This window comes from Propionibacterium cyclohexanicum, from assembly GCF_900111365.1.
Classification (GTDB): Bacteria; Actinomycetota; Actinomycetes; order Propionibacteriales; family Propionibacteriaceae; genus Propionibacterium; species Propionibacterium cyclohexanicum.
In genome coordinates, this window is sequence record NZ_FOGZ01000027.1 from 20,712 (window position 1) to 33,837 (window position 13,126).

14 protein-coding genes are annotated in these 13,126 nt (G+C 64.6%); 10 read left to right on the forward strand and 4 right to left on the reverse strand.

Annotated features, from left to right (window positions below; genetic code table 11):
• Positions 1–8: 8 nt before the first annotated feature.
• Positions 9–1,157, forward strand: a complete 1,149-nt coding sequence (locus BMX93_RS11070) for a glycosyltransferase family 4 protein (RefSeq protein WP_091971017.1) — start codon at positions 9–11, stop codon at positions 1,155–1,157.
• Positions 1,158–1,168: 11 nt separating this feature from the next.
• Here the strand turns inward: BMX93_RS11070 and dnaA are convergent, their stop codons facing one another.
• Entirely contained in the window at positions 1,169–2,647 is a 1,479-nt protein-coding gene (dnaA, locus tag BMX93_RS11075; protein WP_425438785.1) for a chromosomal replication initiator protein DnaA, read from the reverse strand.
• Between the two features lie 466 nt (positions 2,648–3,113).
• On the opposite strand from dnaA, the gene rpmH reads away from it, so the two are divergent.
• From rpmH to BMX93_RS11115, 8 genes are all read left to right on the forward strand, one after another.
• Complete coding sequence (rpmH, locus tag BMX93_RS11080) at positions 3,114–3,251, forward strand: 50S ribosomal protein L34 (RefSeq protein ID WP_091971019.1); 138 nt, start codon at positions 3,114–3,116, stop codon at positions 3,249–3,251.
• A 3-nt stretch (positions 3,252–3,254) separates the two neighbouring features.
• The gene (gene rnpA, locus BMX93_RS11085) at positions 3,255–3,641 is read left to right on the forward strand and encodes a ribonuclease P protein component (protein WP_091971021.1); all 387 of its coding nucleotides are present in this window, start codon (positions 3,255–3,257) and stop codon (positions 3,639–3,641) included.
• Complete coding sequence (yidD, locus tag BMX93_RS11090) at positions 3,641–3,958, forward strand: membrane protein insertion efficiency factor YidD (protein WP_091971023.1); 318 nt, start codon at positions 3,641–3,643, stop codon at positions 3,956–3,958. The genes rnpA and yidD overlap by 1 nt, the downstream gene beginning before the upstream one ends.
• Positions 3,959–3,980: 22 nt before the next feature.
• Positions 3,981–5,060 (forward strand): membrane protein insertase YidC, encoded by a 1,080-nt coding sequence (gene yidC / locus BMX93_RS11095; RefSeq protein WP_245725836.1) that lies wholly within the window; start codon positions 3,981–3,983, stop codon positions 5,058–5,060.
• 110 nt (positions 5,061–5,170) lie between these two features.
• Positions 5,171–5,770: a Jag family protein gene (locus BMX93_RS11100; protein ID WP_177170210.1), complete on the forward strand. Its 600-nt coding sequence runs from the start codon at positions 5,171–5,173 to the stop codon at positions 5,768–5,770.
• A 197-nt stretch (positions 5,771–5,967) separates the two neighbouring features.
• The gene (gene rsmG / locus BMX93_RS11105) at positions 5,968–6,531 is read left to right on the forward strand and encodes a 16S rRNA (guanine(527)-N(7))-methyltransferase RsmG (RefSeq protein ID WP_218139328.1); all 564 of its coding nucleotides are present in this window, start codon (positions 5,968–5,970) and stop codon (positions 6,529–6,531) included.
• 472 nt (positions 6,532–7,003) lie between these two features.
• On the forward strand, positions 7,004–7,930 hold the full coding sequence (locus BMX93_RS11110; RefSeq protein ID WP_091971050.1) for a ParA family protein: 927 nt from the start codon (positions 7,004–7,006) through the stop codon (positions 7,928–7,930).
• Positions 7,927–8,874, forward strand: a complete 948-nt coding sequence (locus tag BMX93_RS11115) for a ParB/RepB/Spo0J family partition protein (protein ID WP_091971027.1) — start codon at positions 7,927–7,929, stop codon at positions 8,872–8,874. The genes BMX93_RS11110 and BMX93_RS11115 overlap by 4 nt, the downstream gene beginning before the upstream one ends.
• Positions 8,875–9,132: 258 nt before the next feature.
• Here the strand turns inward: BMX93_RS11115 and BMX93_RS11120 are convergent, their stop codons facing one another.
• The 3 genes from BMX93_RS11120 to trxB form a co-directional block, all read right to left on the reverse strand.
• On the reverse strand, positions 9,133–9,591 hold the full coding sequence (locus BMX93_RS11120) for an OsmC family protein (RefSeq protein ID WP_091971030.1): 459 nt from the start codon (positions 9,589–9,591) through the stop codon (positions 9,133–9,135).
• Positions 9,588–9,914, reverse strand: a complete 327-nt coding sequence (gene trxA / locus BMX93_RS11125) for a thioredoxin (RefSeq protein WP_091971052.1) — start codon at positions 9,912–9,914, stop codon at positions 9,588–9,590. The genes BMX93_RS11120 and trxA overlap by 4 nt, the downstream gene beginning before the upstream one ends.
• A 62-nt stretch (positions 9,915–9,976) precedes the next feature.
• Positions 9,977–10,915: a thioredoxin-disulfide reductase gene (gene trxB, locus BMX93_RS11130; RefSeq protein WP_091971032.1), complete on the reverse strand. Its 939-nt coding sequence runs from the start codon at positions 10,913–10,915 to the stop codon at positions 9,977–9,979.
• Between the two features lie 518 nt (positions 10,916–11,433).
• Between trxB and BMX93_RS11135 the strand changes: the two genes are divergently transcribed.
• A complete protein-coding gene (locus BMX93_RS11135; protein WP_177170211.1) occupies positions 11,434–12,789 on the forward strand; it encodes a LuxR family transcriptional regulator in 1,356 nt (451 codons plus the stop codon).
• The last annotated feature ends 337 nt before the right edge of the window (positions 12,790–13,126 follow it).

The following is a 13,126-nucleotide window of genomic DNA, read 5'->3' on the forward strand; positions in this document are numbered from 1 at the left end:
CCGCTGCGATGCGCATAGCGCTGTTCACAGAGGTTTTCCTGCCCAAGGTTGACGGGGTTGTCACGCGGGTGCTGCGCACCCTCGAGGAGCTGGGCCGGATGGGCCACCAGGTGCTGGTCTTCGCGCCCGGCTCGCCGCCCGCAAGCTATGCCGGGCACCGCGTGCAGAGGGTCCGTTCGTTCTCGCTGCGGCCGATCTATCCGGAGCTGAAGGTGGGCTTGCCCACTGTGATGATCGCCGAGCAGATGATCGCCTTCCGGCCCGATGTCGTCCATGCCGTGAATCCCGTCGCGCTCGCGGCCTTCGGCGTAGGCGTGGCTCATCACCGACATCTTCCCTTGCTGGCGAGCTATCACACAGGACTCGGCGAGTACATGGACAAACTGAGGGTGCCGTGGGCCAGGTCGCCCATGCAGCGCTGGACTCGCTTCCTGCACAATCGCGCCGAGGTGAATCTGTGCACCTCTGCGACCATGGTGAGGCGGGCCGAGAGCCACGGTGTGATGCGGCTCGGCCTGTGGCCCAAGGCCGTGGACACCACCGGCTATCGTCCCGACAAGGCCGATCCGCTCATGCGGGCCCGGCTCACTGACGGCCACCCGGACGCGCCCCTGGCGATCTATGTCGGGCGGCTGAGCAGGGAGAAGGACCTGCTCGACCTGCTCACCCCGATCCGCCGGCTGGCACCCCGCGGTGTCCGGTTGGCGATCGTCGGTTCGGGCCCCCAGCGCCGCGAGCTCGAGGAGGCCTTCGCCACCACCCCGACCGTCTTCACCGGATATCTGGCCGGCGACGAGCTGGCGCGGGCCTATGCCAGCTCCGATGTGTTCTGTTTTCCCTCCACGACCGAGACGCTGGGGCTGGTCGCCCTGGAAGCAATGGCAAGCGGTGTGCCGGTGATCGGGGCACGCGCCGGTGGCATACCCGATGTCATCAGCGATGGAGTGGACGGTTTCCTCGTCGCGCCGCACAATGCGGACGAGCTGTGCGCGCGGCTGTCCCAGCTCGTCGAGGATCCGGCGCTGCGCACGTCCATGGCTACGTCCGCCCGTGCCGAGGCGGAGCGGCACGACTGGCACCATGCCACGTCCTGCCTCGTGCAGAACTACCGGCTGGCCATTGCCCGCCATGCCGCGGGGCCGAGGAACTGGAACTGAACCAGGTGCGCTCAGCGCCGCACGGAGTTCTGCTTGATCCTGTTGGTCAGCTCGGTGACCTGGTTGAAGACGCTGCGGCGCTCTCGCAGCAGCTGGCGGATCTTGCGGTCGGCGTGCATGACGGTGGTGTGGTCCTTGCCGCCGAACTCCTGGCCGATCTTGGGCAGCGAGAGATCGGTGAGCTCGCGGCACAGGTACATGGCGATCTGGCGGGCGATCACGAGCGTCTGGGTGCGGCTCGTGCCGACGAGGGAGTCGATGCTGATCCCGAAATAGTTCGCGGTCTCGTTGATGATCACCGCCGCGCTCACCTCACCATCGGCTCCCTCGGGAATGAGATCGCGCAAGACCTGGTCGGCGAGGCTCATGGACACGTCCTCGCGGTTGAGGGAGGCGAAGGCCGTCACTCGGATGAGGGCGCCCTCCAGCTCGCGGATATTGGACTGGATCTTCGAGGCGATGTATTCCAGGACATCGGGGGGAACGAGCAGGTTCTCTGAGGTCGCCTTACGGCGCAGGATCGCGATCCGCGTCTCGAGATCGGGTGGCTGGATGTCGGTGATGAGACCCCACTCAAATCGGCTTCTCAGCCGTGACTCGAGCTGCTCGAGGGCCTTCGGCGGGCGATCGGAGGTGAGCACGATCTGCTTCTGGGCGTTGTGCAGCGCATTGAATGTGTAGAAGAACTCCTCCTGCGTCTGCGTCTTGCCTTCGAGGAACTGGATGTCGTCGATGAGCAGCACGTCGACGTCGTCGCGGTACTTGCGTCGGAAGTCGTTGGTCCGATTCTCGCTCACCGCATTGATGAACTCATTGGTCATCTCTTCGGTGCTCACATATTTCACCCGCACATTGCGGTAGTAGTCGCGCACGTAGTGGCCGAGCGCGTGGAGCAGATGGGTCTTGCCCAGTCCCGACTCGCCGTAGATCATGAGCGGGTTGTAGGCCTTGCCGGGAGCCTCTGCCACGGCAACCGCCGCCGCGTGGGCGAAGCGATTGGACGAGCCGATCACGAAGTTGTCGAAGGTGTAGCGAGGATTGAGGCGGCCCTCGTTCGCGTCCGGGGCGGCGATACCCGGCTCGGCCACCGCCTTCTGGGCTGTTGGCTGGGGGCCGTGCAGGAGCGCCGGGGCATTCTCACGCGCGACGAATTCGGCCGGCTCAGGATCGGGTACGTCCTGGTCGGGCCGGTCTGGCGGCCGAAGATCCAGCTCGAGATCGGGCTCGATGGTGATCGCCAGTCGCATCGAGCGGCTGAAGTGGTCGCTGAGCACCTCTTCGATCTCGGTGCGCAGCTTCGTCTCGATGCGCTCGCGGGTGAACTCGTTGGGGACCGCGATCATCACGGTCGACTCGTGCATGGTGAGCGGACGCGAGCCGCGCAGGAAGGCACCACCGCGCGATCCACAGGCATTGAGGACGTGCTTCCAGGCTTCGGCCAGATCGGACTCGCCGTGGCCTGAGCTCGAGTCGCGTGTCACGCCGTCCACCCTCAGTCGTCGATTGCTGCCTGGCAGCCTAGTGCTTCGCCGGTCCTGTCCTAGAGCCGGTTTTCCAAGTTATACACTGATCCACAACTTTGTCCACAAGCATGGTGGCCGTTGTGCCAGCTCCCAGGACGGCCTGCCACCACTCGTGCACAGGGCCGCACGGCGGCCGTGCACAGGGTGCACGGGGACTGATGGCCGTGCACAGGGTGCACGTCGTTGAGGGCCGTGCATGGGGACGCTCCGGGCCGGTCGAGGGCTTCAGGGGCGGCAGCCTGGAACTCGGTCGTCCGGCGTTTTGCCGGGGCGGCTCGGGTGGCGTAAACTTGCCTGGCCGCTGGCGTCAGCGGACTTTTCTGCTGATCCACACCGGTTTGCTCATTCACTCCGGGGCCGGGCAAGGTCGGGCCGCGGGATCTGGCGGAAGTGATGCGAATCATCCCGATTCCACGAACAAGGAGCACCTCCCGTGAGTAAGCGCACCTACCAGCCCAGCAACCGTCGTCGTGCCCGCACGCACGGTTTCCGCGCTCGGATGAGCTCCCGCGCCGGACGCGGGATCCTCTCGGCTCGGCGCCGCAAGGGCCGCACCGAGCTGTCCGCCTGAGCCGTGCTGCCCGCCGAGGCGCGGATGCGCAACTCCCAGGAGTTTCGCAGCACGGTGCGCCGAGGTTTGAGAGTGGGTTGTCCCAGCCTCGTCATCCATGCCGACCTCGCCGATGATGCTTCGTCCCCCAGGGCCGGGGGGCAGACATCGGCACGGGTCGGCTTCGTCGTGTCGAAGCAGGTGGGCAATGCGGTGACCCGCAACCGGGTGAAGCGCCGGCTGCGTCACCTGGCTGCGGGACGGCTGAGATCTGACCCCGACCTTCCTGGCAGCCTGCGAGTGGTGGTTCGGGCACTGCCGGCTGCGGCGCAGCAGCCGGGCCGTCTCGTGCACGACTTCGACGCCGCGTGGCGCAAGAGCCTCGACCGGCTGGAATTGCGAGCACGTTGATGAAGTACCTGCTCATTGGCTTCGTGAAACTGTGGCGGCTGCTCGTTTCCCCGTTGTACGGGGACGTCTGCAAGTTCTATCCGACGTGCTCGGAATACGGGCTGGAGGCCCTGCGCCGCCACGGTGCCGTGCGTGGCGGATGGCTGACCCTCAGGCGAATCGCCCGGTGCCACCCGTGGTCGCTGGGTGGTGTGGATCCGGTTCCCGGTTCCGATCTGGATGTGCGGCTCAGAGCCTGCCAGACTCTGTCCGATGATGGCGTGACCCCCGAGCGCGACCGGGCCGATTCCGTCGGCCCGGCGGGCGCATCTATGTGAGGTGAGTGAGTTGTATCCCCTGATGTTGACACTCATGGACATCGGCGAGAGCTTGGGCCGGATCGGCTCGGCAATCATGCAGCCGCTGTACTGGGCGGTGAGCGGGATAATCGTGTTCTTCCACGATCTGCTCGCCTTCTTCCTCAACCCGGACTCGGGATTGACGTGGACACTGTCCATCGTCCTGTTGACCGTGTTCATCCGGCTCATCATGATGCCGCTGTACGCCAAGCAGCTCAACTCCTCGCGGGCCATGCAAGCCCTCCAGCCCAAGCTCGAGGTGCTGCAGAAGAAATACGGTTCAGACCGGGAGAAACTCGGCCAGGAGACGATGAAGCTCTACCAGGAGGAGGGTGTCAATCCGGCCTCCTCGTGCGCGCCGCTGCTCATCCAGCTGCCGATCTTCTTCGCGCTGTTCCGGGTGCTCAGCAGCGCGTCCACTGGCCAGAATGTGCACGGCTACTGGTTGCAGCGCGATCCGGAACTCGTCCACTCCCTGAGCCACGCCAACATCTTCGGAGCGCAGCTGTCGGGCACCTTCCTGCCGATCAACAACGGCTTCGGCGCCACCCAGATCCTCGCCACGATCCTCATCATCTTGATGACTGTGCTGATGTTCTTCCAGCAGCTGCACATGCTCAAGCGGAATATGCCGCCCAGCGCGCTGACCGGCCCGATGGCCCAGCAGCAGAAGATGATGCTCTACCTGTTCCCGGCGATGTATCTGTTCACCGGTCTGGCTATCCCGATCGGCGTGCTGGTCTACTGGCTCACCACGAACCTGTGGACGATGGCCCAGCAGTATTTCATCATCCGCAACTACCCGACCCCCGGCACGCCTGCCTACGTCGAGTGGGAGGACCGGATGCGGGAGCAGGGCAAGGATCCGCGGGCCATCGAGGAGCGCCGGGCCAACAAGGCGCGCAAGCACGCTGCCAGCGCGCCGGTTGTCACTTCGGGAAGCGATACCGCTGGCCACGCCGTGGTGGCTCGCCAGCACAGCACTCGGCAGACAGTGCGCAGCAGCTCGGGGGAACGCCAGGTTGTCGTGCGCCGCACCCAGCCGGTTCACCAGACGCGTTCGGCCCGCAAGAAGAAGTGATTCTCGGGGTCACCGCCACCGTGGGTGGCCGGTGACTCGCACGATGAGGACTGTCTGCCCGGATGGGCCACGTCGGGAGAACGACCAGTGAGTCATGCTAGGAGACATATATGAGCGATCAGATGGGTGTCGACGGGGAGCCGATCGACCAGGAGAGCCCCGCGGGCGTGCCGGCGGAGCAGGATGCAAAGTTCGAGGAGCCAGATGCGCCGGCCGGCTCGCAGCAGGACCGGGGCGCGGCCGCGCCCTCGCAGGAGGACATCCTCATCACAGAAGGTGACGTCGCAGCCGACTATCTGGAGGAGCTGCTCGACATCGCCGACCTCGATGGCGATTTGGACAGTTATACCGAGGGGGATCGCGCCCACGTCTCCATCGACACCGAGTCGACGATCCTCGTGGGCCGCGACGGCGAGGTGCTCGAGGCACTCCAGGAACTGTGTCGCCTGGCGGTCATGACGAAGACCGGCCACCACAGCCGTCTCATGCTCGATGTGGCGGGCCATCGCGAGAAGCGGCGCAAGGAGCTCCAGCTGCTTGCCCAGGATGCGGTGAACTCGGTGAATGCGACCGGTGAGCCGGTGCGCCTGGCCCCGATGAACCCCTTCGAGCGCAAGGTGGTGCACGATGCCGTGGCGGCGGCAGGCATGCACAGTGAGTCCGAGGGTCAGGAGCCACAGCGCCGGGTAGTCGTCCAGGCGGCCCGCTGAGGAGACGAGTGGACGCAGCCATGTCCGGCAACAGTTTCCCAGAGGGAGCAGTGCGCCACCGCGGTGGCCCGCAGCCCGGTGAGCCCGGGGAGCGCGCGACCGGCGGTGGCTCGGCTGAACCAGCCGATCCGAGCGCCGAGGAGGAGTCCCGCGCGCGTGGGATTGCGGGGGAGCTCTTCGGCGCGAGGGCCGCGTTGATGAATCGATATGTCGATATATTGACAAGTCGAGGAGTTGACTGGGGTCTGCTGGGACCCCGTGAGCCGGCGCGGCTGTGGAGCCGGCACATCCTCAACTGTTCTGCGCTGACGCAGCTGATCCCGCAGGGTTCCTCGGTGATCGATGTGGGCAGTGGGGCTGGCCTGCCTGGTCTTGTCGTTGGCGTGCTGCGCCCCGATCTGAGGATCACTCTGCTCGAGCCCTTGCTGCGTCGTTCGAACTTCCTGGTCTCGGCCGTCGAGGAGCTGGGATTGGGTGAGAGCGTTCGGGTGGTGAGGGAGCGTGCCGAAGATCACGGCTTCTGCTATGACGTCGTCACTGCTCGCGCCGTGGCTCGGCTGACAACGCTCGTGGAATGGGTGGAGCCGCTCATAGCCGGGGGTGGACAGCTTCTGGCACTCAAGGGACGTTCGGTTCATGACGAGCTCATCGAGGCCCGGCGAGTCCTCGACCTGCGAGGGCTCGAGGCCGAGCCGCTCACCATACGCGAATCGTCGTTGATCGAACCAGTGACGGTCTTGCGGGCTCGCCGCGTTTGCTGATTGTTGTCACGGGCTCTTGTCCGCGACGACGGTCCACGACTTGCTCGCAGCTGGCCCGTGCGTGGGTGAGTCCTGCGAGGCAGCGCTGGGCGTGGTTGACGTGGTCGAAGCTTTCGCTTGCGTGGGTGAGCCGGTGACCCGATAGAGTGGCCACGCATGTATCGCGGAGGTGGAGTGAAGTGTCCGGTGAACCGCTGGGTTGGCCCCGAACGGAGACCTCTCATAGCTCGGAACCATTGGGATATCCGGTGAGCCCAGCTGTCCGGAGGAGTGTTTCACGTGAAACATCCTCGCCGGAACGTGAGCACGGCGACCCCCCGCGTGTGGCAGCTGGCAAGGCGGGCAAATGAAACTTCGAAAGGCCAAGCACAAGAAGAAGGCCGGGGAGGCCCTCGAGGCCGAGCTCATCCCAGCGGGATCCGACCATTCGTCGCCGCCCGCGTTGAGCGCCGATGACATGACATCGGGGCAGATGAGTCCGGACCAGGAACTCAACCCGCCACTACCGCCAGACGCCGAGCCGGTACCCAAGCGAGCGGTGGATCCCGGTCGGGTGGAGAGGAATGTTTCACGTGAAACACAGCTGCCCATCATCCGGCTCCCCAAACCAACGACCACCCGGACCATGGTCGTTGCCAACCAGAAGGGCGGGGTAGGAAAGACCACAAGCGTGGTCAACCTGGCCGTCGCGCTGGCTCAGGGCGGACTGAAGATTCTGGTCATCGACGTCGATCCTCAGGGAAACGCCTCCACTGCGCTGGGCATCGCGCACCAGGAGGGTGTGTCGGGAACCTACGAGGTCATGCTCGATGGCACACCGCTGGACGAGGTGGTGCGCCCGTCGCCCGATGCCGAGGGAGTTCTCGTGAGCCCGGCCACCATTGACCTCGCTGCGGCGGAACTGGAGCTCGTCGCTGTCGAGTCGAGGGAACGACGCCTCCTCACAGCAGTGGACGACTTCCTCAAGACCCACGACGTGGATTACGTCTTCTACGACTGCCCGCCCTCCCTTGGCCTGCTGACCGTCAACGCGCTCGTCGCGGCCAAGGAACTGCTGGTACCCATCCAATGCGAGTACTACGCACTGGAAGGCGTCTCGCAATTGATGCGAACAATCAATCTCGTGAGCGCGGACCTCAATCCCGCACTTCGGCTTACCACGGTGATGCTCACCATGTTCGACGGGCGCACCAAGCTCGCCGCTCAGGTGTCCGATGAGGTGCGCACTCACTTCCATGAGCAAACCCTCAACACCGTGATCCCACGATCCGTCCGCGTGAGCGAGGCACCCAGCTATGGAGAATCGGTGATCACCTACGACGCCCGATCTGTCGGAGCCAATGCCTATCGAGCCGCCGCCGAAGAGATCGCCCGTCGTGGAACCGGGGAGGAACAGTGAGTCCACGTTCAGGAGGTCTGGGTCGTGGTCTGGGGGAGCTCTTCCAGCGCACGGACATCGTGAATTCCGAGACTCCCACTCACAGCACTGAGAAGGGGTCTCCCGTCGACTCACACTCGGTCGCGGAACGCAACACCTCCCAGGCCCTTCCGGACGGCTCGTACTATGCAGAACTACCGGTAGCGAGAATTGTCCCCAATCCTCGGCAACCGCGCACGGTCTTCAGCGAGGAAGAGCTGGCGGAGCTGGCGGCCTCCATATCGGAAGTGGGTCTGCTTCAGCCGATCGTGGTGCGCGCCACGGGGAATGACCACTATGAACTCGTCATGGGCGAGCGGCGACTCAGGGCCCATGAGCAGGCCGGTCTCGACACCATTCCCGCCATCGTGCGGCATACGGACGACAGCTCCATGCTCACCGATGCCCTCCTGGAGAATCTGCATCGCGTGCAGCTCAATCCCATTGAGGAAGCCGCGGCCTACGAGCAGCTGATGAACGACTTCGGCATCACCCACGCAGAGCTTGCCGAACGGATCAACAAGTCCCGTCCGCATATCTCGAACACCATCCGTTTGCTCAAGCTTCCCCCGACTGTTCAGCGACGCCTGGCAGCGGGTGTGCTCTCCGCGGGACACGCGCGCGCCTTGCTCGGGCTGTCCGACCCTTTGGCGCAGGAACGGCTCGCCCAGCGCATTGTGTCCGAGGGGCTGTCCGTGCGGGCCACCGAGGAGATCGTGGCACTCGGCTCGAACCCCGAGCCCCACAGCACCCGAGCCCGGCAGAGCCGGCAACCCAATGAGCGGGCGGAACAGATCGCCGCCGATCTGGGGGAGCGTCTCGATACTCGCGTGAAGGTGATGATCGGGAAGAACAAGGGTCATATCACCATCGACTTCGCCGATCAAGAGGATCTGGCGCGGATTCTCACACTGTTCCCGGGCTGAGCGGTGAGCCGGCGCAAGGCCCCTCTGACGCTCCTCGCCCTCGCGGCGGGGAGACAGCTCATCGTTGGAATTGGTGAGTGACGGCTCGTGGAGTGCTGCGCTCCCGTGCTGGGGAGCCAGGGGAACCGACACGAATACGGTGATGGCCCGCAGGCAGAGCCTGCGGGCCATCACCGTATGAGCTCGTCCGCGAGGACGAATCAATTACTCGATATATCTATTTGTCGACAAAGCGATCAGGGGACATATCCTCGCCTGTCAGCGACCCGCTCCGCCGCTGGCGGCGACCACGCGGCCGTCCACCATGCTCGTGACGGAGGTTGGCAACTCGACAGTCCGCGAGACGGTGCATTCCTTGTCGTGGCTCAGCTTCACGACCCGGGCCACCAGCCGCTCGGCGGCTCGGCCTTCGGGACTGTCGGGGAAGCGTACTGCGAAGTCGAGGACGACATCCTCCAACTTATGGGCCCCCTGGCCGTCCACGGTGTAGTCACCCGAAGCCTTCACCTCGAAGCTCTCGGGAATGCTGTGCCGTGTGGTCACGGAGTCAACGTCGACGCTGCTGCACCCGGCAATGGCGGCGAGCAGCAGCTCGACAGGAGAGAACAGCCCGTCACCGTGGCCGAAGTCGAGGCTGAGCCCTCGCTCGTTCACCACTCGATAGTGCGCCTCGTCGACGCGCTGCAGGGTGACCGAGCGAGGTGAGCGCTTGCTCATCCGACGATCTCGTCGAGCATCTTCTTCACCGCACCCTTGCTGCGTGCCCCGGTGAACTGCTTGACCACCTGGCCACCAGAGAACACCTTCACTGTCGGCAAGCCCAGGACGGACTGTGAGGAGGTCACCTGCGGGTTCGCATCCGCGTCGATCTTCGTGAAGTTGATCTTGTCGCCGTACTCCGTGGCCAGTTGCTCGATGATCGGGCTCAGCATGCGGCACGGCCCGCACCAGGACGCCCAGAAGTCCACGAGGGTTGGCTTGTCGGCCTTGAGCACCTCGGTCTCGAAGGTCGCATCGGTCACATCTGTCACTGTTGCCATGGTGTCCATTCTCTCTGTACGCGCCCGATATGAGGCGTGCTTCGTTGTTGGCCGGGAACTGCTCAGTCGTCCAGCGAGACGATGTAGTGCTCGGCATCGAGGGCGGCACGGCAACCCGTCCCGGCCGCCGTGATTGCCTGCCGGTAGACATGATCGACAAGATCGCCGCAGGCAAAGACGCCAGGAAGATTGGTCCGGGTGGAGTCGCCGTCCACGAGCACATAGCCGGCGGCATCGAGATCGACCTGACCCTTGATCAACTCTGAGCGGGGAATGTGCCCGATGGCCTCGAACAGCCCGGAGACCGGCAGGGTCTCCACGCTACCGGTCCTGGTGTCCTTGAGCGTCAGCTGGGACAGCGTCGGGTCGCCACCGAGCCCGACGACCTGCTTGTTCCAGGCGAACTTGATCTTGGGATCGCTGTGCGCCCGCTTCGTCATGATCGCGCTGGCCCGCAGTTGATCGCGGCGATGGATGAGCGTCACCGAGTTGGCGAAACGGGTGAGGAAGGTGGCCTCCTCGACCGCCGAATCGCCACCGCCGACAACGGCTATGTCCTTCCCGCGGAAGAAGAAGCCATCGCACGTGGCGCACCAGCTCACGCCCTTCCCGGAATAGCTGCTCTCCTCGGGCAGGCCCAGATGACGATAGCCCGAGCCCATAGCAAGGATCACCGACGTGGCACGGTACGGATTCCCGGCAGTGTCGCGCACCACCTTGACGGGGCCGGAGAGCTCCAGCTCGGTGGCGTCGTCGGTGATGAGCTCGGCTCCGAACTTCTCTGCCTGGGTGCGCATATTGGTCATGAGCTGTGGACCCATGATCCCATCGGGGAAACCGGGGAAGTTCTCCACCTCGGTGGTGTTCATCAATGCACCGCCGGCATCGATGGAGCCCTCGAGCACGAGCGGGCGCATCCCGGCCCGTGCCGCGTAGATGCCAGCGGTGTAGCCAGCCGGCCCCGAACCAACGATGATGACATCGCGAATCTGGTCGTTCATGAGTTCCCTTCAGCCTGCCAGCCCCGGCCTCGACTCGTCGGGAGGCGACGGTCGGGGCTGTCGGTTCGTGCAACGGTTGCAGCCCTCCTAGAATTCCATGGCTGTCCGCAACGGTCACATCCCGCCTCGATGACGCATCGAACGGGTCGCCTCGTGGCCTGGGTCTTCGTGGACCGAACGCTCAGGGGAGCGCTCATCGACGCGGAGGCGAACTCGTCGAGACTCGGCCGAACTCTCAAGAAGAGCCGCCGCCATCCGGCACGGAGGACCACGGCTGGTCAGCCCAAGGAGCAAATTGAGACAGTATGCCCCATCATTTGCGTCACGCCTGAGACTCAGCGCACTCGTTGCTAACCTCGACCGCTATGGGCAATCTCGACGTGAATGAAATGTTGGGAAGTCCCTCAGCTGGATTCACGGACCTGAAATCGGCAGTGTGCGCGATGATCGAATCGGGTCTCGATGGTCGGATAACTGCCCGCGCGACACACGTGGATGCGGTGATCACAGGCTCACAAATGCGCGACCGACGCAATTGGCGCCCCGTGGAGCACGCAGCCTTCTCCACCGCACTGAGTCGCGGGCTGCTGTACTCCGCCCGCATAGATGACGCGCTCAAGGCAGCCGAACAGGCCCTTGCGCTCCTGCGGCAGATAAGCCTGGACGCTGATCCCAGGCTCCTGTCACGGTGTACCTCCCTGGTGGCACAGACCCATCTGCTGGCCGGCGACACGAGGCAAGCCGGCGATCTGGCGCGTATTGCCGCCGATCAGGCAGTGCAGGGAGACGACGATACCTGCGCAGCGGAGGCTCAGGGGATCCTTGCGGCAGCTCTCGCCATCAACGGGGAGTTCTACGAGGCCTCGTGTGCTTGCTCACGGGCCATGTTGCTCAGCCCGAGACCTCGAGAGACTGCGCCGTGGCCGGTGATCCTGGCCCGAGTGTTCACCGCAGGGCGCACTGAGGATGTCACTGCGCTGGAATCCATGATCGCCTCCATTGCATACCAGGGCAGTGTCGCTCTGGTCGGTGGCTGCGTGCGCGCCCTGGCGAAGGGGAGGATTGCCTTCCTCGAAGGGGATTACCAGTGTGCCAGTGCGAATATGGACGAGATCCTCAATGGCGTGATGGCACATCGTGCGCCGCGATTTGTCCACTCATATGCTCACGAACTCAAGGGTCTGGCGCTATTGCAGCTGGGGGACACCGCAGAGGCGCTGAGGACGATGCAGAACGCGCAGCCCTTGCCGCATCACTCGGTCTGTGCGGGTCTGGTCAATGCAAGTGCGCAGCTGCTGGTCAACCGGCCCCGGGAAGCGCTGCGCGCCACCGACGAGTGTCGGCACGTCACGAGTCATTCGCTGCGAACCTATCCGGGCATCTACCTGCGCAGGGCGCTGGCCTTCGAGATGCTGGGTCAAGGAACGCAGGCCGACCGGGAGTTCTCCCGGGCCGCCCATCTGGCGATGGAGACAGCCGGCATGATGGTCGTGCCGGTAGCCGTGCCGCCAGACCCCTTTGACAGCCTTCTTCACAGGTTGTCCCACCGCGAACCCGAATTCAGTAAGCGTGTGAGGGCCAGTCTCTCCTTGCGCAAGGATCATCTGGCCCCGATGCTGAGCCCGACGACTGTCGCGCCGCTCACATCGCGCGAACTCGACCTGGCGAACTGGCTCACGACCGAACTGACCATCCCCGAGATCTCCGACAAGCTCTATCTGTCAGTCAACACGGTGAAGACCGAGCTGCGCCGCCTCTACAAGAAGGTGGGCGCCTCGTCGCGGCAGGGTGCGGTGGACAAGGTGAGCTGCCTTGTGCCGCTCGCCGATCCTCGGCGTGAGCTGCCCAGTGCCGCGACGCCAACCCCCATGTGAGGGTTTGCGGCAATCCTCATCTGGGCGAGAGCCGCGGTCTCGCGACGCGAGAGTGTCGGTGACGCCGGTGATATCGACCGTCCTTCGGATTCGCGGCGAGATCGATGAGTGCCGTCTCAGAACAGTTCCCCGATCAGCGTCCCGGCTGACAGCAGCGCCGCACAGGCGATCCTTCTGGCGCTTCAGCCCAGTGACGGACGAGGAAGTCTCGTGTTCTGCGACCGCCCCATGATGCGATATCAGGCTCATCCCAATCGAGGGTGTAGTTGGGGTCTGAATCCGCCTGTCTCGAGCAGGCTTCTGGCGATGTAGTTGGTGAGGTTGCGGAAGCCCAGGG

What these genes read in the sequence shown, in the direction of transcription:
- BMX93_RS11070 (WP_091971017.1), top strand. Translation starts at nt 9, where the DNA reads ATGCGCATAGCGCTGTTCACAGAGGTTTTCCTGCCCAAGGTTGACGGG.
- yidD (WP_091971023.1), top strand. Translation starts at nt 3,641, where the DNA reads ATGAAGTACCTGCTCATTGGCTTCGTGAAACTGTGGCGGCTGCTCGTT.
- yidC (WP_245725836.1), top strand. Translation starts at nt 3,981, where the DNA reads ATGTTGACACTCATGGACATCGGCGAGAGCTTGGGCCGGATCGGCTCG.
- BMX93_RS11100 (WP_177170210.1), top strand. Translation starts at nt 5,171, where the DNA reads ATGAGCGATCAGATGGGTGTCGACGGGGAGCCGATCGACCAGGAGAGC.
- rsmG (WP_218139328.1), top strand. Translation starts at nt 5,968, where the DNA reads ATGAATCGATATGTCGATATATTGACAAGTCGAGGAGTTGACTGGGGT.
- BMX93_RS11110 (WP_091971050.1), top strand. Translation starts at nt 7,004, where the DNA reads ATGAGTCCGGACCAGGAACTCAACCCGCCACTACCGCCAGACGCCGAG.
- BMX93_RS11120 (WP_091971030.1), bottom strand. Translation starts at nt 9,591, where the DNA reads ATGAGCAAGCGCTCACCTCGCTCGGTCACCCTGCAGCGCGTCGACGAG.
- trxA (WP_091971052.1), bottom strand. Translation starts at nt 9,914, where the DNA reads ATGGCAACAGTGACAGATGTGACCGATGCGACCTTCGAGACCGAGGTG.
- trxB (WP_091971032.1), bottom strand. Translation starts at nt 10,915, where the DNA reads ATGAACGACCAGATTCGCGATGTCATCATCGTTGGTTCGGGGCCGGCT.
- BMX93_RS11135 (WP_177170211.1), top strand. Translation starts at nt 11,434, where the DNA reads ATGCGCGACCGACGCAATTGGCGCCCCGTGGAGCACGCAGCCTTCTCC.